This window comes from Mycobacterium sp. IDUB_5 (genome assembly GCF_055419565.1).
Window position 1 is genome coordinate 35,340 of sequence record NZ_JBVAXX010000010.1, and the last position, 20,238, is coordinate 55,577.

Genomic DNA, 20,238 nt, shown 5'->3' on the forward strand with positions numbered 1-20,238 from the left:
CATTCATGGCGCAGGTCCGATTCTCCGGTGTCACCAAGGCGTACGGAAACGCCTCGGTAGTAAGCGATCTCGATCTCGAGCTGCCCGACGGGTCGTTCACCGTGCTGGTCGGCCCATCGGGTTGCGGCAAGTCGACGTCGCTGCGCATGCTCGCAGGACTGGAGACCGTCACCTCAGGCACCATCACGATCGGCGAACGCGACGTCACCCATCTGCAGCCGCGTGATCGCGACATCGCGATGGTGTTCCAGAACTATGCGCTCTACCCCCACCTCAGCGTCGCGGAGAACATCGCGTTCCCGCTGCGGGCCACGCGCACGCCGCGCCGCGAGGCGCTCGCTCGTGCCGGGGAGATCGCCGAATCGCTGGGTCTGGCGCAGCTGGTGTCCCGCAAGCCCAAAGATCTCAGCGGCGGTCAGCAGCAGCGGGTCGCGATCGGCCGGGCCATCATCCGCGAACCCTCGGTGTTCCTGTTCGACGAGCCACTGTCGAACCTCGACGCGAAGCTGAGGGTGGAGACCAGGACCGAGTTGCTGCAGATCCAGCGGCGGCTGGGGATCACCTCGGTGTACGTCACCCACGACCAGGAAGAGGCGATGACGCTCTCGGACCGGATGGTCGTGATGCGCAACGGCCGCGTCGCCCAGCAGGGGCCGCCGCAGGAGGTCTACGCCCGGCCGGTCGACACGTTCGTCGCCACCTTCGTCGGCAGCCCCAAGATGAATCTCCTCGACGGCGAGTTCGGAGGCCGAAACTTCCACCTGGCCAACGGTTTCGCGTTGACCACCGACCAGTCCGGGGTGACCGGCCCGGCCCGCCTCGGGGTGCGACCCGACGACCTGCAGCTCACCCCCATCGATATCGACGCCGCTGGCGAGGACGGGGCCCGGGTCGTGCTGATCGAGAACCTCGGCCCCCGCGCCATCGTCACGATCGACGCGCGAGGCACCGAGATCACCGCCGTCGTCGACGGACCCGCATTGGCGGGCATCGCCGAAGGCACGCCGGTCGCACTGTCGGTGCGCTCCGGCGCCACCCATCTCTTCGACGCCGCCACCGGGCAGCGAACCGCGTAGGAACACGAGAGGAAAACAACACCTGATGAGCAGAACCGTCGTGGTGACCGGCGCCGGCTCGGGCATCGGGCGCGCGATCGCCCGTGAACTCGCCCAGCGGGACTGGCGGGTGATCGTCACCGATGTGGACGCCGATGCCGCCGCTGCTGTGGCGCGCGCACTGCCCGACACCGAGGCCGGACACGAGTCGGCCACTCTCGACGTCACCGATGCAGCCGCCGCGTCCGCGCTGGCCGCCGACGTCGCCGAACGCCTCGGCCTGCACGCCTGGGTGAGCAACGCCGGCATCTCGTTCATGCATCGCTTCCTCGACGCACCCGTCGAGCGCTACGAGCAGACGATGGCGGTGAACCTCAAGGGCGTGTTCGTCTGCGGCCAGGCCGCGGCGCGGGAGATGGTGCGCAGCGGGGTGGCCGGCGCGATCGTCAACACCGCCTCGATGGCGGGCAAGCAGGGCCGCGTGCCGTACCTGTCGGACTACGTCGCCTCGAAGTTCGGCGTCGTCGGCCTCACCCAGGCGATGGCCTACGAACTCGGCGAGCACGGCATCACCGTCAACTGCGTCTGCCCGGGATACGTCGAGACACCCATGCAGTCAAGAGAATTGGAGTGGGAGGCGCATCTGCGCGGCACCACCCCAGACGGCGTGCGCGACATGATGCTCGCCGACACCCCGCTGGGGCGCCTCGAGCAACCCGAGGATGTCGCGCGCGCGGTCGCGTTCCTGCTCTCCGACGACGCCCGGTTCATCACCGGGGAGGCGTTGGCCGTCAACGGCGGCGCCTACATGGACTAGGCGCCGACCGCCCCCTCTCTTCGTCATCTGCACAACAGAAAGGCACTTCACGTGACCACCACCTGGCTCGACGAGGTCTTCGGCGTCACCAAGCCCGTCATCGCCATGCTGCACCTGTCCGCACTGCCCGGGGACCCCGGCTACGACTCGGCCGGCGGCATCGCCGCGGTGCTCGAGCGGGCCCGCACCGAACTCGACGCGCTGCAGAGCGGCGGGGTCGACGGGATCATGATCAGCAACGAGTTCAGCCTGCCGTACCTGACCAAGACCGAACCGATCACCGCGATCACGATGGCGCGCATCATCGGCGAGCTGCTTCCCGACATCACCGTGCCGTACGGCGTGAACGTGCTGTGGGACGGGCGCGCATCGATCGATCTCGCCGTCGCCACCGGGGCATCATTCGTGCGGGAGATCTTCACCGGCGTCTACGCCAGCGACTTCGGCCTGTGGAACACCAACGTCGGTGAGGTGGCCCGCCATCGGGCCCGCGTCGGCGGCGCCGGGGTGAAGTTGCTGTTCAACATCGTCCCGGAATCGGCGCAGTACCTGGCAGACCGAGATCTCGCCGCGATCACCCGCACCACGGTGTTCGCCACACTGCCGGATGCGATCTGCGTGTCGGGAGCCACGGCCGGCTCCCCGACCGACACCGAGGCTCTCAAGGTGGTCAAGGACGCCGCGGGCGACGTGCCGGTGTTCGTCAACACCGGCGTGCGCGCCAACAACGTCGCGAGCCAGCTCGCCATCGCCGACGGCGCCGTCGTGGGCACCTACTTCAAGAAGGACGGGGTGTTCACCAATCCCGCCGAGACGTCGCGGGTGGAAGAACTGATGGCCGCGGCCAAGGAGTACCGGCGGGCCCTGCGGTGACCGCGTTGGAACCCAACGGCGTGCTGCGCGCGGCGCACGTCCCGGTGGAGCTCGTCGACGTGCCCGCCGACCAGAGTGTGGCCGGGCGGCCGCAGACCGGCAGCGTCGAGCTCGGCACCCTCGGCGAGGTCGAGGTCGGCATCTGGGAGATGACCGAGGGCATCATGACCGACGTCGAGAGCGACGAGATCTTCGTCGTGCTCACCGGCCGGGCCACCGTCGAATTCGCCGACGGCACAGCGCCGTTGACGCTGGTCCCCGGTGATGTGGTGCGGCTGGCCGAGGGATCACGGACCACCTGGACCGTGACCGAGCGGCTGCGCAAGGTCTACCTCACCTGACCGTCAGGGCCAGCTCATCGGGGGGCACCACATGCCCCTTCTCGCAGACGATCTCGACCCCCGCCTGCGCCCCGCACCCCAGGTGCCGCAGGCGCAGCGCCGGGTCGCCGAGATGTTTGCGACCCCACTCGAACATCGCCCACACCACCGGCATGAACTCTGTACCGGCGTCGGTAAGCACGTACTCGTCGCGTACCCGCTGACCCGGTTCGCGGTAGGGCTGCTTGGCCAGCAGGCCGGCATCGACCAATTCGGAGAGCCGGGCCGAGGTGGCCGCCTTGGTGATGCCGACCCTGCGGGCGAAGTCGTCGAACCGGGTGGTGCCGTAGAAGGCCTCGCGCATGATTAACATCGCCGACTTGGTGCCGACCAGGCCCATCGTCTTCTCGATCGGGCACTTGCCGATGGCCGACCACGCGTCGCGGTCGGCCAGCGGCCCTTGCAGCACTGTCATACAGATCACTCCCCTGCTGGGTTGTTGTCGGTGAACTCAGGTGTTACATCTGAGTATAGAGAGCAGTACTCAGAGTCGAGTCTCCAGGAGGACCCATGTCCGAATACTCAGATCGCGATGCCGTCATCGTCGGCGCGGTGCGCACACCCGTCGGCAAGGGTAAGGCCACCGGCGCGCTGCACGAGGTCCTCCCCGCCGATCTGCTGGCCCACAGCCTGCGCGAGGTCGTCAGCCGCACCGGCGTCGATCCGGTCGAGATCGACGACGTCATCGCAGGCGCGGTCACCCAGGCCGGCGACCAGGCGCTCAACATCGCCCGCAACGCGCTGCTGGGCGCGGGATTTCCCGAGTCCGTCCCTGGCACGACGGTCGACCGCCAGTGCGGTAGCAGCCAGCAGGCCATCAGCTTCGCCGCCCAGGGAGTACTGGCGGGTGCCTACGACATCGTGATCGCCGCCGGCGTCGAGTCGATGAGTCGGGTGCCGATGGGTGCGGCGGTGCTGCCGGGCAGCAGCCCGTTCGGCGACGGCATGGCGCAGCGCTACCCCGACGGCCTCGTGGCGCAGGGCATCAGCGCCGAGCTGATCGCGGCGAAGTGGAACCTGTCGCGCACCGAGCTCGACGAGTTCTCCGCCGAGAGCCATCAAAAGGCGGCGCGCGCCGCCAAGGACGGTCTGTTCGACGCCGAACTCGCGCCGATCGCCGGCTTGACCCACGACGAGATCGTCCGGCCCGACACGACGGTCGAGACGCTGGCCGGGTTGCGGCCGGCGTTCTACAACGAGGCGATCGGGGCGCGCTTCCCGCAGATCGGCTGGCACATCACGCCCGGCAACAGCTCACCGCTCTCCGACGGCAGCGCCGCGGTGATGATCACCAGCGGGGCGGCCGCGCGCCGCCTCGGCCTGACCCCGCTGGCGCGCATCCACACCACGGTCGCGGTGGGCTCCGACCCGCTGTACATGTTGACCGGCGTGATCCCCGCGACCGAGAAGGTGCTGGCGCGCTCGGGCCTGTCGCTCGCCGACATCGACCTGTTCGAGGTCAACGAGGCGTTCGCGCCCGTCGTGCTGGCGTGGGCCCGCGACACCGGTGCCGACCTGTCTCGCACCAACGTCAACGGCGGTGCGATCGCAATCGGACACCCGCTGGGCGCCAGTGGCGCGCGCATCATGACCACGCTCGTCAACGCCCTGGAGCAGCGCGGGGGTCGCTACGCCCTACAGACGATGTGCGAGGGCGGCGGCATGGCGAACGCCACGATCATCGAGCGGCTCTGACATGCCGACCGAGACTCGCTTCGAGGGAGTCCGGGTGCGCTACGACAGCGCCAAGAGTCACGACGACCTTGTCGCCGCGCTGCTCGCCGACATCGGCGAGCAGCCGGTGCCGATCACCGAGATCGGTGCCGCGGGCGGCGATTGGCAGGCCTATCGGGATCGCGTGGAACCCTATGTCGGCCCCAGCGGTTTCATGCTGTTCTCTGCACTCGATCACGGCGCGTGGATCACCAAGGCCGGTGTCGAGCGCAAGGTCCTGCGGGTGATCCTCGGCAACCCGTTGATCGCGATCACGATGCTGCGCCACGACCAGACGGCCGGTCTGTTCGTTCCGGTCGAGGTGCTGATTCTCGACGAAGACGGCGGCAGCAGCCTCACCTATGTCAGACCGTCGTCGCTGATGCTGGTCGAGTCCGACGCGGAATTGCGTGCTGCCGCCGAGGCACTCGACGACAAGCTGGCGGCGTTGGCCGCGAAGGTCACCTCGTGAGCTCGAACAGCGGAATCACCCGGCTCGTCTTGGCCTGATACTCCCCGAACTGGGGCGCCTTCTCGACGACGCGCGGGTACAGCGCGTCGCGCTCCTCGCGCGGCAGCTCCCTGGCCGTCGCGTCGTAGGACTCCTCGCCGATCTCGACGTGGACCGACGGGTGAGCGCGCAGGTTGTGCACCCACGCCGGCGCCTTCGGCGCTCCACCCATCGAGCCGGCGATCAGGATGCGGCCGTCGATCTCGAAATACACCAACGGGGACAGCCGCGGCTGCCCCGACTTCGCGCCCGTCGTGGTCAGCAGCACGATGGGCGACCCCTCGAACGGTCCACCGACCTTGCCGCCGTTGGCGCGGAACTCCTCGACGACCTGCCGGTTCATCTGGTTCAGCGCGTCAGCGTTGTTGACCAGTTCTTCTGAGTTGAATTCTTCTGTGTCACTCACACCGGGTCACGACCCGCTGGGCGGACGATCTATTCCCGGACGAGCTCGAATTCGCGCGAAACCATTTCATTTCCCGTGACGGCGGCGGACGATGGGGTGATGACCGGGAGCGTTTCGCCCGTTGTCGACATCGTGGTGGTGGGCGCAGGCATCGCCGGGCTCTACGCTGTCCATCGCTTTCGGTCTGCAGGATTGACCGTGCGGGTGTTCGAGGCCGGTGACGACATCGGCGGCACCTGGCACTGGAACCGCTATCCGGGCGCCCGAGTGGACATCCCGAGCGTGGACTACATGTTCACGTTCGACCCGGACTGGCAGCGCGACTGGCAGTGGTCGGAGAAGTACGCCACCCAGCCGGAGATCCTGCGCTATCTCGACCACGTCGCCGACAAGTTCGACCTGCGTCGCGACATCGTGTTCGACACCCGTGTCGATGCGGCCCGCTGGGACGAGCGGCAGTCCGTGTGGCATGTCCAGACGGGCTCGCAGATCACGACGTGCCGGCACCTGGTGATGGCGACCGGATGCCTGTCCATCCCGAAAGATCCTGACATCCCCGGCATCGGAAGCTTCGCCGGAGCGACCTACCACACCAGCCGCTGGCCGCGCGACCCGGTCGACTTCACAGGGCAGCGCGTCGCCGTCATCGGTACGGGATCGTCTGGCATCCAGTGCATTCCGCACATCGCCCGACAGGCACGCGAGCTCGTCGTCTTCCAACGCACCCCGAACTTCTCGCTGCCTGCCCATAACGGACCACTGGCGCCGGCCAAGCTCGAGCAGGTCCGCGACGAGGCCGCCTACCGCGCGGCCGGCCGGCTGTCGTTCGGCGGTGTCCCCATCGAGCGCACGATGACTCCCACCTTCACGGCATCCGAGGAGCAACGGCGCCAGCGCTACGAAAGAGCCTGGGAAATCGGCGAATTGCTGGAGCTGCTCAACGTCTACTCCGACGTGATGTCGGATCCTGGAGCCAACCGTGAACTCGCCGAGTTCTTCCGGGCGAAGATCAGGGCCGCGGTCGACGACCCGGAGACCGCGGAGGCGCTGTGCCCGACCGGGTACCCCATCGGCGCCAAACGCGTCTGCCTCGACACCGACTACCACGCCACCTTCAACCGCGACAACGTCCGACTCGTCGACCTGCGCCGCGACCCCCTGCGTTCGGTGACGGCTTCGGGAATCGCCACCGAGCGCCAGTCTTTCGACGTCGACGCGATCGTCTTCGCCACCGGCTTCGACGCCGTCACCGGCGCCGTCCTGTCCGTCGACATCGTCGGTCGCGACGATCTGACACTGCGGCAGGCATGGGCGCACGGCCCCCAGACCTACCTCGGACTCACCGTGGCCGGATTCCCGAACCTGTTCCTCGTCACCGGTCCGGGCAGCCCGTCCGTGCTGTCGAACATGGCGGTCTCCATCGAGCAGCACGTCGATCTGGTCACCGAGCTCGTCACGGGGTTGGGCAGCAACGGGTTTCACACCATCGAGCCCACCGAGACGGCGGTCGCGGGGTGGATGCAGCATGTCGACGACTGCGCCTCCATCACGCTCTTCCCGCAGGCCGACTCGTGGTATCGCGGCGCGAACATCCCCGGCAAGCCATCGGTGTTCATGCCATACACCGCGGGAGTCGACTTCTACCGAGCGGCGTGTGACGAGATGCTCGCCGGGGATCTGCTGGGCTTCCGCCGCACCGGGCCGTCCGGGCAGAGATGTCGCGACGGGGTGATCCGCCGATTGCAGCCCGACGTCCACATGGTTCTCGAGCAGATGGCACTGATGGATTTGCCGCCGTTGGAGTCGATGTCACCGCCTGACGCCCGCGCCACGTTGGGCGCGATCATCGCGACGTATCCCCCGGGCCCGGCGGTGGCCGACGTCGTCGACGGCGTGTATCCGGGGCCGGCCGGGAACATGGCCTACCGCCTGTACCGACCGCAGTCCGCCGGCCCGCACCCGGTCGTCCTCTACTTCCACGGCGGGGGGTGGGTGCTCGGCGACTCGACGTCCGACGACGGTCTGTGCCGCGATCTCTGCGTCCGCACCGGGGCGGTCGTCGTGTCGGCGGACTACCGGCACGCCCCCGAAGACCGATTCCCGGCTGCCGTCGACGACGCCGTCGCCGCCGCCTCGTGGGTGGCCGACCACGCTGCAGACCTCGGTGGCGACCCGACACGCATCGTGGTGAGCGGGTGGAGTGCGGGCGCGGGTCTCGCCGCAGTGGTCACCCAGGTGGCGCGGGACTCCGGTGGACCGTCCCTCGTGGGACAGGCGCTCATCGCACCGGTGACCGACACCGACACGAACCGCACGTCCTATGCCGAGTGCGGTTCCGGTTACGACCTGGACGCCTCGCTGATGCGGTGGTTCTTCGACCAGTACTGCGACCCGCCGAACCGGTGCGACCCGCGGATCGCGCCGCTGCGCGCGGCGGACCTGCGCGGTCTGCCGCCCGCGGTCCTCGTCACCAACGAATTCGACGTCCTGCGGGACGAGGGCGAGTCCTACGCCGCGGCGCTGGCGGCGGCCGGCGTTCCCGTCGACCACATCCGAGCCCGCGGCCACACGCACTGCTCGCTCAGCATGGTCGGACTGGTGGTGTCCGGTGCACCCGTGCGCGAGCAATTCGCCGAAGCGATCACCAGAATGCTCACGAGGACGCCGGCGGGTGTGCTGCCCGGCGTCGATTAAGGGCGCGTCAGCTCGAACAGCGGGATCGTCCGCGACGTGTTCGCCTGATAGCCGGCGAACACCTCGGAGTACTCGACGACCTTCGGCCACATGGCGTCACGCTCGTCGGCGGGCAGTTCCCGCGCGACCATGTCCCACGTCTCGGTGCCGACCTCGATCCGAGCCCGCGGGTTGGCCCGCAGGTTGTGCACCCACGCCGGGTTGTTGGGCGCCCCGGCATACGAGCCGACGATGATCATCTTCTCGTCGATCGTCAGATACGCCAGAGGGGAGAGCCGCGGCTGCCCCGACTTCGCGCCGACGGTGTGCAGCAACAGCAGCGTGCCACCTGCGAACGGACCACCGACCGTGCCACCGTTGGCGCGGAACTCCTCGACGATCTTTCGGTTGAAGTCGTCGAGTGCCGCGGTGTCGGAGTACATCTTCGTCTTGTCGATCTCGCTCATACGCGCACCATATCGGCCTGCGATGCAGAGACTGTGTCAATAGCATGAGGCAACCGGTTGCGCAGACAAGGAGGCGCGGCACCGTGGACGTTCCGTTGCTCGACATCGACGGTCGCGTCGTCGGCAGACGGCGCGAACTCGCCGAGTTGCGCGACGCTGTCGAAGATGCGGAGCGCCGCGGCGGCACCTGCGTCCTGCTGCGGGGCGCCCCCGGAGTCGGCAAGTCGACGGTCTTGCAGGCCTTCGGCGACGAAGTCGCCTCGCGTGACTGCATTTTCGCCTACGGTCGCTGCCGCGAGGGCGCGCCGTCCCCCTACAGTGCACTCGGCGATGCCCTGAAAGAGCTGGCAGAGAACATGGAGGCGATGCCGGCCGCCGAACGGGACCGGTGGCGGACCAGCCTGACGCAGGTCTCGACGTCGTTGCCCGGAGTCCTCGCCGAACTCGTTCCCGGCCTGACCGCCTCGCTCGGACCGGCCGCACCTGTGCCCGATGTCGATGCGGCCGACGCACGCCATCGCCTGCACCGCGCGGCCATCCAACTGGTGTCGGTGACCGCGCGGTACCGCACCGTGGTGTTGGCGGTCGACGACCTGCAGTGGGCCGACCGAGATTCGCTGCTGTTGCTCGTGGAGTTGCTGGCGGTGGCGCCGCGCAACGTTCTCGTCGTCGGCACCCATCGCACGGGCGAGTTCGACGCTGAGGCGGACTTCGCGTCGGCCACGATCGTGGACCTGTCGCTGATGAGCGTCACCGAGACCGAAGAAATGCTCGCCGCCGCGGCCGGTGATGGCGCGGAACTCGCCGACGTCGCCGCCGAGTTCCACCACCGCACCGGGGGCAACCCGCTGCAGATTCGCCAGCTCCTGCACCGCGCGCAACACGACGGGGCCCTGATCCCGCCCGATGACGGTCGACGGCCGGGGTGGGACCTGCGCGTGTTGGCGTCGATCGAGGTGTCGGCCACGGAGGCCGAGTTCGTGGGCAACCATCTGCGACTGCTGCGTCCGATGGACAGGGCCGTTCTCGGTGCCCTGGCGTTCATCGGCGGCGAGTTCGATCTCTCCGACGCGATCGCCGCGGCCGGACAGCCCGCCGAGGTGGTGTCGCGCGCGCTGTGGTCGAGCATGGAACTGCGGGTGATCGAGGCGCTGGACGAGCACGGTCGCCGAATCGGCAACGCGATACGCCGCGATGCCCGGTACCGCTTCTGCCACGATCGGGTGGCCGAGACCGCCCGCGCCGGGATGTCGGACGACGATCGGCGGGCGGCGCACCTGCGTCTCGGCCGCCGGCTGACCGGCCTCGGCGATGCACGGTTGTTCGAGGCCGCCCGCCATCTCGGTATCGGGGGGTTGAGCCTGCCCGAGAACGACGAGGAGCGGCTGACGTTCACCGACGTGCTCGGACGCGCCGCCGCTCGAGCGCGCGCGCAGGCCTCGTTCCCCCTGGCGCTCACCTACTGCCGAGCCGGTCTGGAGCTGCTCGGCGCCGATCGGTGGACCGCGCACTTCGCCACCACCCGCGAGCTGTACCTCAATGCCGCCGACGCGTCCTTGCTGGTGGGTGACTACACCGGGCTGCACGCGCTGCTCGACGAGGCCTCTCCGCACCTGCCCGAGCCGTCCGACCACCTGCGGCTGGCCTATTTGCGGGTCAAGAGCCTCTTCGCGGTGGACCGTCCACAGGAGGCGATGGACGCCGGGCTGCGCGCGCTGTCCGAGTTCGGTGAGCCCATTCCCACCGACGCAGGCAAGCCCCGGATGGCCAATGCCGTGTTGCGTATGCGGTGGGCAATGAGCCGGTGGAGCAACGCGAAACTGTTGGCCCTGCCACGGTGTGACGATCCCCTCGTGGTGGAGAAGCAACGCATGGCGGTCACCCTCTGCCACGAGTCGTACAACGTGCGGCCCAATCTCTTCCCGCTGCTGGTCCGAAAGCAATTGGGACTCATGCTCGCTCACGGGCACACCCGGTCATCTCCTCGCGTACTCGCCAATTACGCTCTGCTGCTGGTGATCCTGGGCGACACCGTGGGTGCGCAACGGTTCGGCGAAGCCGGGATGGCACTCACCCAGCGGCCGCAGTACCGAGCCGCAGTTCCCGAGACCACCTTTCTCTACTACTGCTTCGTCCGGCACTGGCGTCATCCGGTGCGCAGCGGATTGGGGGACCTGCGCGAGGCAGTCACGGCGGCTCTCGATCAGGGCGACCAGGAAATCGCGGGATTCCTCGCCGCAACGCTTCTCTCGCAGGCGTTCTGGGCGGGCACGCCGTTGGGTGACATCGACATGCTGGCCCGCTCTCTGATTCCCGACGTGCGTTCGCTACCCGTGCCGAAAAGGCTCCTGCAGGCGATGCAGCAGATGGCCCTGAATCTGATGGGCCGGTCCGATGACGTCCTGTTGCTCGCCGGTGAGAGCGGTTACGACGAACGCGAAGTCCTGCCGGCGGCCGAACGCGAGGGCGAGCAGGTGATTCTCAACAATGCGGCGATCAACCGCCAGGGCCTGCACTTCTGGTCGGGCGACCACGCCGGCGCCGTCGAGGCGACCGAAGAGATCATGGCGCACCCTGACGGGATGGTCGGCTCAGTCATCGCTCCACTCGTGCACATGATCGGCGCGCTGAGCATGATGGCCGAGAACCCACGGGGTCGGTCCACCGCACACTTCGTGCGGCGGACGCTGGCGATGTACCGCAAGGCTGCCGATGGAGTTCCGGAGAACCACGCAGCGGCACACGCTCTCGTCGAGGGGGCGTGGGCACGGACGCGCGGGAAGTACGACGCCGCCGAACGGCATCTGCATCAAGCCATCCAGCTCGCTCAGGACCACAACCTGCCGATGATCAGCGCACGTGCCCACGAGGAGGCGGCAGACGTCTATGCCGAGACTGGCCGTACGACCTTCCGGGACCACATGCTGCACTCTGCGTACCAGACGTGGGTAGGCCTCGGGCTCACGGTCAGGACGGACTGGCTCGCCCGCAAACACCCGTGGCTGCTGGGCCGCGAGCTGGTGCGATCGACGACAGCCGGTGTCGACCCCGTTGTCGCACACCAACTTCTGAGAGCCTTGTCCGGAGCCGGAACCGAAGAGGACGTGAACCGCATCATCCTGCAGTCGGTGGCCGACACGACGGGTGCGGGCACAGTGCTCCTGCTGACCGGTCCGGCAGAGGCGCTCGTGGTGCGGGCGTGGTATCGCGACGGCCGCGTCCGCACCGGGGTTGGCGCCGAACCGTCGGACGCCGAGCTCGTCAACCGGGCGGCTCGCAGCAACGATCCACAGGCATCTGACGCGTCGGATCGAGCGCTGGCCGTGCCGATTCGACTGCACGGCAACCTGGTCGGCGTCATCTACGCCGAGCACGAGAGGACCGGCGACCGCTTCACCACAGGTGAACGAGAGGCGCTCGCCTTCCTGTGCGCTCAAGCCGCCGCACCGCTGTGGAACCTCCAATTGGAGGCTGCGCTCCGTGCAGCCGACGAATACCGGCAGTCGCTCATCGATGCCCAATCCCGATTCGTCCCCAATGAGGTTCTGCGCATCCTCGACATCGACGATCTGCGCCGCGTGCGCGCGGGTCATCGGGTCGAGCGGGAGATGACCGTGCTCATCAGCGACATCCGCGGCTACACCACGATGCTCGAGGACATGGACATCAACGAGGCAGGCGACCTCGCGATGGGTTTTTTGCGCGCTGTGGAGCTGCCCATCGTCAGCTGCAACGGTTTGGTCCAAGACGTCCGCGGTGACGAGATCCTCGCGATCTTCGAATCACCATCCGACGCTCTCCGGGCGGGTCTGGCGATGCTGCGCGCGTTGCGCGAACACAACGAGGAACGCGCGGCGCGCGGCTCAGAGGAGCTCCGAGTGGGGATCGGAATCAACACCGGCATGGTCGGTGTCGGATTGGTCGGCGGCGTGAACCGCATGGTTCTGACGGTGATCGGTGACGCGGTGAATCTCGCGGCACGCATCGAGAGCCTCACGAAGCGTTATGGATCCGCTGTGCTGATGTCCGATGCAACGCAGGCGCGGCTGGCAGATTCGGATCGCTTCGACATCCGCCGGATGGAGCGCGTCATGGTGGTCAACCGACGCCGCCCGGTGACCATTTTCGAGGTGTACGACGATGATCCGGACCCCGTGAGATCTGCCAAGCGTGCCGCTCAGGCCGTCTACGACGAGGCGTTCACCCTGTTCGACTCCGGCGAGGTCGAGGGTGCCCACCGAGCGTTCACCCGGTGTCAGGAGTTGCTTCCGGACGATCCGGTGGCGCCTCTGCACCTCGCGCACTGCGACGCGATGGCGCGCGGCGAGATGCGTCCGGGCCAAGACGTGATGCTGCAGCAGAAGTGAGCACTATCCATCGGTCATCTGGAGTGTCATGATGATTTTCACAGGGGGGCAGACATGTATCTGAGTGCGCAGCAGCTGGCCATGGCGAATCAGGCTGTGCTGGAAACCTTCGAGAACTGTTGTGTTGCCTGGCAGTCGATTCCCCGTTGGGACACCGGCGATCCGTCGCGCACCGAGGTGCCGGCCGACGATGTCAACGCCGCGCAGCCCGGCGTGATCGCGGTCGGAGCGGGTTGGTCCGTCCCTTTCGACGTGACTCTGGCCACCGCGACCTCCTCGTCGCCCACCGCGCTGCTCAACCTCGCCATCAAACGCGCTGGCGACCTCGCAGCGCTAGTCGACCAGGACGTTGCCGTGGCGCTGGCAGGCAACTCCGCGCCGGAGATCCTCGACACCACAGACGAGGGCACGCTCCTCGGCAGCCTCATCGATGCGCGTGTACTCGTCGAGCAGGGCGGCTTCCGCGCTCCAGGTTGCCTGCTCACCAATACCAGCGGCCTGAAGGTGCTGAGCAAGTTCGTCGGCGGCTATTCGATCCTCCAGTCCCTGCTCGATGGGGCGAACATCGGCTCGTTGCATCGCGTGGAGCAGCTCGAAAACCCCATCGCAAACAATGATCCCGCGCGAGCCGTTCTCGTGGGCCGCCGTCAGCGCATAGCACAGGGCGCCGCCGGAGACGCCTCCCCCGGCGAAGAGCCGGTGGACCTCGCGGTCACGGTACCCCCGAGCCTGGAAGTGGTCGGGGAGAACGGCGACAACAAGCTCCGTCTTGCGGTGCGCGTGAAAGCTGTTCTCCGAGTCAAGGATTCAAGCGGCCTGGTTTTGCTCAGCGCGCCATGACAGTGATCGACCCGGATACGTCCGCGGCCCCACGCGCCGGCAATTCGCTCGACGATTACCTCGAACTGTGCAAAGGGGCCTGTGACGCGGAGATCGGTCGCCTCTTCGGGGCCGACCAGCCCGCGGTCGGGGGGTTGTACGAGCTGGTCCTCGACTACCCCCGTCGCGGGGGCAAAGCGTTACGTCCCTCGCTCAGCATCGCCATGTGTCTCGGCCTCGGCGGCCACCTCGACGCCGTGCTGCCGACTGCAGCCACCCTCGAGCTCTATCACAACGCTTTCCTCATCCACGACGACATCGAAGACGAATCATGGTGGCGGCGCGGCAAACCCACCCTCCACATCGACCACGGCATCCCGGTGGCCGTCAACGTCGGTGACGCCATGCTGTCGCTGTCCCTGCAGCCCCTGCTCGACAATGTCGAGCGCATCGGTCTGGGTCCTGCCCTGCGTGTCCTGCGTGCCGTGTCGCACATGACCCGCCGAACGGTCGAGGGCCAAGCGATCGAATTGGACTGGGTGCGATCCAACGCCTGGCACCTGGACGACTCGGATTACCTCACGATGGTCGAACTGAAGACCAGCTGGTACTCCTTCATCACGCCTCTTCAGGTGGGTGCGATCGCCGCCGGCGAGAGCGCCGGGCGACTCGCGCCTCTGGAAGCCCTTGGCCGGCACCTCGGGGCCGCGTTCCAGATCACCGACGACCTGCTCAATCTGCGTGCCGACCCCGACGTCTACGGAAAGGAGATCGGCGGCGATCTCTGGGAGGGCAAGCGCACGTTGATGCTTCTGCATGTGTTGCGCCGCGCCCGCCCGTTCGATCGGGAACGCGCCCTTCACATCCTGGCCAAGCGTCGCCCGACCACCGACAGTGAATCCGGCCTGCTGGAACTCCTGGACAAGCTGGCGCGACGCGGTGAGCTCTCAGGCAGCGGCCGCGAATCCATCCGCATGTACCTGAGCGCACAACATGTCTCGGACCCCAAGACACTCGACGACATCCGGTGGCTGCATCGACTCATGGTCGACGTGGGGTCGCTGGAACACGCCAAGAAGGTCGCCGCTCACCACGCACGCGAAGCTGCCGCGATCCTCGCCGATCTCGACTGGCTTCCGCCGAGCCACCACCGCGACGCTCTTGTCAGCGTCGTCGATTATGTGCACTGGCGGACCCGGTGAAACCCGAGGAACTGATCGCCGCGCTCGCCGAGTTGGAACGCGTCCGCGAATCCGTGCTGGATCTGGTCGAGCAACAGGCCCCAGGACTGCACCCGCAACCGCCTGAGGAGTCCGGCGCCCACCGCACCACCTACGAACTGCTGCTCGGACTGCGCCGCGCCGTGCTCGGCAGTCCGGCGGCCGCTCGCCACGTCCACGACGTCCTCGTCGCTCAGGGGCGCCGCTACGCCGAGACACCGGAGGGAGCACAGCTGCGCGACGCACTCGCGTCATCGGAAGCGGTCGAAAACCTACGGATGGTCTGGGAGACCGTGAGCCTCAACGTGCTCGACGGTCCCGCGCAGCCGGGTTGCCCGCCGGATGCCTGGGCGACCCTGTTCGCCGACACCGTCGTCGCCGACGGCCTCGACGATGCGGTTCTGTCCCGGTTCCGGCCAGAAGGCTTCGCATGACGCTCTCTGATCCCCGCCCGGCGCTCGCCGAACACAGCTCGCTCATCGGCTACCTGATGGGTGTCGTGGCGGCGGCCAAGGCGGTCGAAGCGCTCGCATCTGACACTGGCCACCAAACCCTGAGTGCGGCTGATGACTTCGTTCACATGCTGGTCGGGGTCGCGAGCCTGGGCAGGTCGATCGAGAACCTCGCCTCTGTGATGCCTGGTGACGACATGCCGGCGGTGCGGGAACCCACGAGGTGGCTGCGGTGACGGCGACACTCTCGCGCAGCGACTTCATCCGCGCGCCGTTGCTGGCCCGAGCGGATCCGAGTGATTACAAGGAATGGCAGCACTTCATCGTCCATGGACCGGACTGCCATGTGCTCATCAACTTCAGCCTCAGCGGCGACTTTTCGTCCAGAATGATCGTCATCGCCCTCGATCGACGGTGGACCGGAGCCGTCGAACGCTTCGACGCATCGTCGGTGCAGGTATCCCCCGATCTCGGCGAGCTGACGATCGGAACCAACGGCGTGCGAGTGACCCCTGACGGCTACCAGGTGTCACTCGACCTACCCCGCAGCAGAATTCACGGACAGCTGACGTTCACCCCCAGAAGCCGACCGTTCGTGGTCAACAACCAGGCGGTCGGTGAGGGCCGGATGAGTTGGCTGTTCGTGCCGCGCCTCCACGCGGCGGGCCGGCTCCACATCGACGGCCGCGACATGGTCTTCGACGATGACCTCGCCTACCACGACCACAATTGGGGACGCTTCCGATGGGGCGGTGATTTCGGCTGGACCTGGGGCACGATCGTGCCCACGGAGCGCGACAACCCATGGTCGATCGTAATGCTGCAGATGACCGATCGACGGCGTCTGCGGTTCACCTCCCAAGCGGTGTACGTATGGCACCGGGACGAACCTGCCGCGATGCTGCTGCGCTCCGCGGTCACCACCCGGGTTCACGGCGCGCTGTCGCGCCCGCCCGACTGCACGCTGCCGCCAGCATTGGGCCTCGTCGTCGACGGCAGGGTGCCGGGCGTGCCCGAACGCCTGGAGATCTTTGCGGAGCGTCACGGCGACACCGTGCACGCCGACGTCCACCCCACCTCCTACGCGCGACTGGCTCATCCGTCCGACGTTGCGCTCGACGCGTGCACGGTTCTCTGCGAGGCCGGCGGCACCGCGCGTGTCACAGGCAACGTCGGCGATCAGCGCATGGATTTCGACGGTGCTGCGGTATTCGAGTTTCTCTATGGCTGAACCGGTCTCGTCTCTGTTGCGCCGGTCGGTGGAGCACCTCGCCGAGGCGGTTCCAGCCAGCTATCGACTCATGGCGGACGCACTCGGACCACTCGTGGTCGCACTCGAGGTGGACGGCGAACGGTTCTCGCTGATCGGCGGCGGCCGACTGACCGTCGCTGACGGACCGGCGCGCGCGAATGTCCGGATCGCCACCAGCCGAGCCGTCATCGTCGCCGTCCTCGACGCTGAAACGAGCCTGCAGGATGCCATCGACATCGGCACCGTGGACGTCAGAGGATCGTTGAACGACGTTGCGCGCACTCACGACACGCTGCGCGCCTACGTCCACGCCGCCGCGCGCGCTCCCGCGCAGTCCGAGTTGATCGACGCGTTGCGGGCGGACCCGACATGACACGGCCGATCACCACACCGGCGTCGCACGACCAGCGTCCCACGGTCGCGGTGCTCGGCGCGGGCATCGCTGGTCTGACCGCCGCCCACGAATTGGCCCTACGCGGCTTCGACGTCACGGTCTACGAGTACCGCGAGGACGAGCGCAACGGGCTCGCGACCGCGCCGCCGGGCATGCATCCGCCGGTCAAACTCGGAGGACTTGCCGCATCGCAGTTCTCGACAGCGGGCACCCACGATGGCAGCCCCGCGGAACTGAGGCCGTTCCCCGGTCGACGGGGCACCGCACAACCACCGGGGTGTGCAGTGGCCGGTGAGCATGGTTTCCGGTTCTTCCCCGCGTATTACCTCCACATCTGGGATCTGCTTCAACGAATCCCCGTCTACGAGTGTGCCGATGCGCAGATGTCCCGGTGGCAGTGCACCTCGCGGACCGTGATGGACAACGTCCGCCGGGTGATCACCCAGGGCACAACGGTTCCCGGCCAACCCTCGCTCGTCTTCCCGCGGGAACGACCGCGCAGCCTGGCCGAGTTCTTCAGCGTCGTCGCTCAGCTCAGGAAGCTCGGCTTGCCCGCCGAGGACATCGCGTATTTCCAGAGCCGACTCCTCCGTTTCCTCGTCACCAGCCCGCTGCGGCGCGGCGCTGAACTGGAGAACGTATCGAGCTACGACTTCTTCGTCGGCAAGGACAGCACCGGCCAGCCGCAGTACACCTACTCCCCCGACTTCGACCGCATGCTTCGCGACATGCCCCGGGTGCTCGTTGCCTTCGACCCGAATTGGGGTGACGCGCGCACCAACATCGTCAGCTATCTGCAGCTATTCCTGAACATGGATCGCCACGACGACAAGGCCGACGGGGTCCTCAACGGACCGACGAGTGAGGCGTGGTTCGACCATTGGTACCGGCATCTTCTCTGCCTCGGGGTTCGATTCGTGCATGCGGGCGCCGAGGATCTGGAACCGCCCGCGATCGACCTCACCCAGCCTGCTCATCTGCGGGCGCGGGTTCGAATCAGGTTGACCGACGGCACACGACTGGCCCCCGACTACACCGTCGTCGCGGTGGATGCGCCTGCGGCGGAATGGCTCACGTCGTCGTTGCGCGACGCCGGTACCGGCGGAACGGTGGCAGGGCTGGACGGCTTCGCCACTTCGGTTCCGCCACCTGAGGAGCCGCTCCAACCCCAGCAGACGCGCCCGCCACACCGCCGGAACCCCTATCTGATCGACGAGGTGGGCCGAGTGCCGTGGGACCGGTTCCAGACCATGACGGGGATCCAGTTCTACTTCGACACCGAGTTCCAGTTGCTGCGCGGACACATGTACTACGCCGGCTCGGAGTGGGGCCTGTCCTCGATCAACCAGCAGGGCCTCTGGGAGAAGCAGCCGCAGTTGTCGCGCGACGGCCACATCTCCGTGATGTCGGTCGACATAGCCGATTTCAACACCCCGTCCACGTATCTCGTCGACGAGCTGGGCCGCGGAAAGACGGCGCGCGACTGCACACCGGACGAGATCGCCGCCGAAGTCTGGCGGCAATTGACCACGGCCCTGACCAACGACGCCGCCAACGGGCCGGACGCGTTGCTCCCGCGGCCGGTCTGGTACGCCCTCGATCGAGGGCTCCGCACAGCCCGGCCCGGTCAGAGCGCCGGCCGCGTGGTGGGCAACGAAACCCCGTATCTGGTGCCCATCGTCGGCGACTGGGAGAACCGTCCCGGTGGCGATCCGTGGAATCCGCACGGGACGTCCATCGTCTACGAGTTCGCCTACAGCGACTGGTGCGCAGACGTGGAGACACGGCATGTGTGGCAGGCGCGTCACGGGGGCTACCAGGTCCATCACAACTCGGTGGTGTTCGCGGGCACGTGGAACCGCACGTTCACGCGATTGACGTCGATGGAAGCGGCGTGCGAGTCGGCCCGGCACGCGGTGAACGCGATCCTGGACCACTACGTGTGGGTCGAATCGGGCGGAGTGGACGAGCGGGAACACACCACGCTGCCGTGGCGGTTCCCGTACGGCTTCCTCGACCAGGGGTTGTCGAGTCCGGTCCGCATGCCGACACCGGCCGGCGACTACTGCTACATCTTCGACATCGAGAACCGCGAACCTGCCGATACCCGGCCGCTGCGCATCCTCGATTCGCAATACTTTCAGCAATCGCTGCCACACCCACTGGACACCCTGATCGCACCCTTTGGAGGTCGAACATGACCGTGCCGGCCGACGACAACCACCAGCTGCAGGCCCATCTGCAGGCCTGGCGCCAACTGCTCGACGCACTGGCAGCGCTGGCTTCCACCGTCCCGAACCTCGGGCCGAGCATCGGGCCGAGCCCGGCGATGCCACTCGGATTTCCGCCGGCACCTCCCTCAGCCGATCCCACGCATCAGCTGTTCGGCTACATCCACGCCTGGCGCAACTACCTGGAGCAGTCAGTGGGGACTGTCAGCCGCGAACCGGGGAGCCGGGAGTCCGCGCCCACCGAGGACGGCTCGGCCCACGCCGAATCTCCGCCACGGCGCGGAGAGCCCGTCCCACCCGACGATTCCAGCGCCAGCAGATCGTCCAGAGCGTCCGCGTCACCATGGCCGCCGAACCGTCGGGCCGAACCGCCGAGCGACGAGTACGGAGGGCAAGTGTTCGGACCCGCCCCGCTGATCGGCGGCGAAGACGGGAGCCTGAACGTGCGTTCGGGCACACCGAAGCAGGCCGCTGTCATTGCCCGGGGGCAGCGGATCGCCAGACCGCCGGCCATGGAGGCCGCGGGCCCGACCACACCGGTGCCCGACCTGAGCGCCGTGACCCAACAATTCAGGGGACTCGCCGGACGCGCCGGCCTCGAGTGACCG

General features: G+C 67.6%; 17 protein-coding genes and 1 pseudogene. 15 read left to right on the top strand and 3 right to left on the bottom strand.

Features of this window, described 5'->3' with window-relative positions; translation table 11 throughout:
- Positions 1-5 precede the first annotated feature (5 nt).
- Genes ACZY1G_RS27250 through ACZY1G_RS27265 form a run of 4 tightly spaced genes read left to right on the top strand, consistent with a single transcriptional unit; the run spans position 6 to position 3,086 of the window.
- The gene (locus tag ACZY1G_RS27250; protein ID WP_463816562.1) at positions 6-1,076 is read left to right on the top strand and encodes an ABC transporter ATP-binding protein; all 1,071 of its coding nucleotides are present in this window, start codon (positions 6-8) and stop codon (positions 1,074-1,076) included.
- A 25-nt stretch (positions 1,077-1,101) separates the two neighbouring features.
- Complete coding sequence (locus ACZY1G_RS27255; RefSeq protein ID WP_463816563.1) at positions 1,102-1,872, top strand: SDR family NAD(P)-dependent oxidoreductase; 771 nt, start codon at positions 1,102-1,104, stop codon at positions 1,870-1,872.
- A 51-nt stretch (positions 1,873-1,923) separates the two neighbouring features.
- On the top strand, positions 1,924-2,745 hold the full coding sequence (locus ACZY1G_RS27260) for a BtpA/SgcQ family protein (RefSeq protein ID WP_463824104.1): 822 nt from the start codon (positions 1,924-1,926) through the stop codon (positions 2,743-2,745).
- Positions 2,742-3,086, top strand: a complete 345-nt coding sequence (locus ACZY1G_RS27265) for a cupin domain-containing protein (protein WP_463816565.1) — start codon at positions 2,742-2,744, stop codon at positions 3,084-3,086. Before ACZY1G_RS27260 ends, ACZY1G_RS27265 begins: the two co-directional genes overlap by 4 nt.
- Here the strand turns inward: ACZY1G_RS27265 and ACZY1G_RS27270 are convergent.
- Positions 3,079-3,540, bottom strand: coding sequence for a winged helix-turn-helix transcriptional regulator (locus ACZY1G_RS27270; RefSeq protein ID WP_463816566.1), 462 nt, complete (start codon positions 3,538-3,540; stop codon positions 3,079-3,081). The two genes, ACZY1G_RS27265 and ACZY1G_RS27270, sit on opposite strands and share 8 nt — an antisense overlap.
- Before the next feature lie 95 nt (positions 3,541-3,635).
- Between ACZY1G_RS27270 and ACZY1G_RS27275 the strand changes: the two genes are divergently transcribed.
- The gene (locus tag ACZY1G_RS27275) at positions 3,636-4,820 is read left to right on the top strand and encodes a thiolase family protein (protein WP_463816567.1); all 1,185 of its coding nucleotides are present in this window, start codon (positions 3,636-3,638) and stop codon (positions 4,818-4,820) included.
- Position 4,821: 1 nt separating this feature from the next.
- Entirely contained in the window at positions 4,822-5,310 is a 489-nt protein-coding gene (locus tag ACZY1G_RS27280) for a DUF302 domain-containing protein (RefSeq protein WP_463824105.1), read from the top strand.
- Here ACZY1G_RS27280 and ACZY1G_RS27285 read toward each other — a convergent pair.
- Positions 5,300-5,692, bottom strand: a complete 393-nt coding sequence (locus ACZY1G_RS27285; protein ID WP_463817162.1) for a nitroreductase family deazaflavin-dependent oxidoreductase — start codon at positions 5,690-5,692, stop codon at positions 5,300-5,302. The two genes, ACZY1G_RS27280 and ACZY1G_RS27285, sit on opposite strands and share 11 nt — an antisense overlap.
- Positions 5,693-5,854: 162 nt before the next feature.
- On the opposite strand from ACZY1G_RS27285, the gene ACZY1G_RS27290 reads away from it, so the two are divergent.
- Positions 5,855-8,449, top strand: coding sequence for a flavin-containing monooxygenase (locus ACZY1G_RS27290; RefSeq protein ID WP_463824106.1), 2,595 nt, complete (start codon positions 5,855-5,857; stop codon positions 8,447-8,449).
- On the opposite strand, the gene ACZY1G_RS27295 is transcribed toward ACZY1G_RS27290, so the two are convergent.
- The gene (locus tag ACZY1G_RS27295) at positions 8,446-8,895 is read right to left on the bottom strand and encodes a nitroreductase family deazaflavin-dependent oxidoreductase (RefSeq protein ID WP_463824107.1); all 450 of its coding nucleotides are present in this window, start codon (positions 8,893-8,895) and stop codon (positions 8,446-8,448) included. The genes ACZY1G_RS27290 and ACZY1G_RS27295 overlap by 4 nt on opposite strands.
- 95 nt (positions 8,896-8,990) lie before the next feature.
- Between ACZY1G_RS27295 and ACZY1G_RS27300 the strand changes: the two genes are divergently transcribed.
- The 8 genes and pseudogenes from ACZY1G_RS27300 (at position 8,991) to ACZY1G_RS27335 (ending at position 20,235) form a co-directional block, all read left to right on the top strand.
- Positions 8,991-13,262: an AAA family ATPase gene (locus ACZY1G_RS27300; RefSeq protein WP_463824155.1), complete on the top strand. Its 4,272-nt coding sequence runs from the start codon at positions 8,991-8,993 to the stop codon at positions 13,260-13,262.
- A 54-nt stretch (positions 13,263-13,316) separates the two neighbouring features.
- Positions 13,317-14,102: a hypothetical protein gene (locus ACZY1G_RS27305; RefSeq protein WP_463824108.1), complete on the top strand. Its 786-nt coding sequence runs from the start codon at positions 13,317-13,319 to the stop codon at positions 14,100-14,102.
- On the top strand, positions 14,099-15,283 hold the full coding sequence (locus ACZY1G_RS27310; protein WP_463824110.1) for a polyprenyl synthetase family protein: 1,185 nt from the start codon (positions 14,099-14,101) through the stop codon (positions 15,281-15,283). Before ACZY1G_RS27305 ends, ACZY1G_RS27310 begins: the two co-directional genes overlap by 4 nt.
- Positions 15,280-15,735, top strand: a complete 456-nt coding sequence (locus ACZY1G_RS27315) for a hypothetical protein (RefSeq protein WP_463816573.1) — start codon at positions 15,280-15,282, stop codon at positions 15,733-15,735. The genes ACZY1G_RS27310 and ACZY1G_RS27315 overlap by 4 nt, the downstream gene beginning before the upstream one ends.
- Positions 15,732-15,989: a hypothetical protein gene (locus ACZY1G_RS27320; protein ID WP_463816574.1), complete on the top strand. Its 258-nt coding sequence runs from the start codon at positions 15,732-15,734 to the stop codon at positions 15,987-15,989. The genes ACZY1G_RS27315 and ACZY1G_RS27320 overlap by 4 nt, the downstream gene beginning before the upstream one ends.
- Positions 15,986-16,984, top strand: coding sequence for a hypothetical protein (locus ACZY1G_RS27325; RefSeq protein ID WP_463824111.1), 999 nt, complete (start codon positions 15,986-15,988; stop codon positions 16,982-16,984). The genes ACZY1G_RS27320 and ACZY1G_RS27325 overlap by 4 nt, the downstream gene beginning before the upstream one ends.
- Entirely contained in the window at positions 16,977-17,378 is a 402-nt protein-coding gene (locus tag ACZY1G_RS27330; RefSeq protein WP_463824112.1) for an SCP-2 sterol transfer family protein, read from the top strand. Before ACZY1G_RS27325 ends, ACZY1G_RS27330 begins: the two co-directional genes overlap by 8 nt.
- A pseudogene (locus tag ACZY1G_RS27335) lies at positions 17,375-20,235 on the top strand (FAD-dependent oxidoreductase). Before ACZY1G_RS27330 ends, ACZY1G_RS27335 begins: the two are co-directional and overlap by 4 nt.
- The last annotated feature ends 3 nt before the right edge of the window (positions 20,236-20,238 follow it).

What these genes read in the sequence shown, in the direction of transcription:
- ACZY1G_RS27280 (WP_463824105.1), top strand. Translation starts at nt 4,822, where the DNA reads ATGCCGACCGAGACTCGCTTCGAGGGAGTCCGGGTGCGCTACGACAGC.
- ACZY1G_RS27305 (WP_463824108.1), top strand. Translation starts at nt 13,317, where the DNA reads ATGTATCTGAGTGCGCAGCAGCTGGCCATGGCGAATCAGGCTGTGCTG.
- ACZY1G_RS27275 (WP_463816567.1), top strand. Translation starts at nt 3,636, where the DNA reads ATGTCCGAATACTCAGATCGCGATGCCGTCATCGTCGGCGCGGTGCGC.
- ACZY1G_RS27320 (WP_463816574.1), top strand. Translation starts at nt 15,732, where the DNA reads ATGACGCTCTCTGATCCCCGCCCGGCGCTCGCCGAACACAGCTCGCTC.
- ACZY1G_RS27330 (WP_463824112.1), top strand. Translation starts at nt 16,977, where the DNA reads ATGGCTGAACCGGTCTCGTCTCTGTTGCGCCGGTCGGTGGAGCACCTC.
- ACZY1G_RS27290 (WP_463824106.1), top strand. Translation starts at nt 5,855, where the DNA reads ATGACCGGGAGCGTTTCGCCCGTTGTCGACATCGTGGTGGTGGGCGCA.
- ACZY1G_RS27250 (WP_463816562.1), top strand. Translation starts at nt 6, where the DNA reads ATGGCGCAGGTCCGATTCTCCGGTGTCACCAAGGCGTACGGAAACGCC.
- ACZY1G_RS27255 (WP_463816563.1), top strand. Translation starts at nt 1,102, where the DNA reads ATGAGCAGAACCGTCGTGGTGACCGGCGCCGGCTCGGGCATCGGGCGC.
- ACZY1G_RS27310 (WP_463824110.1), top strand. Translation starts at nt 14,099, where the DNA reads ATGACAGTGATCGACCCGGATACGTCCGCGGCCCCACGCGCCGGCAAT.
- ACZY1G_RS27295 (WP_463824107.1), bottom strand. Translation starts at nt 8,895, where the DNA reads ATGAGCGAGATCGACAAGACGAAGATGTACTCCGACACCGCGGCACTC.
- ACZY1G_RS27270 (WP_463816566.1), bottom strand. Translation starts at nt 3,540, where the DNA reads ATGACAGTGCTGCAAGGGCCGCTGGCCGACCGCGACGCGTGGTCGGCC.
- ACZY1G_RS27285 (WP_463817162.1), bottom strand. Translation starts at nt 5,692, where the DNA reads ATGAACCGGCAGGTCGTCGAGGAGTTCCGCGCCAACGGCGGCAAGGTC.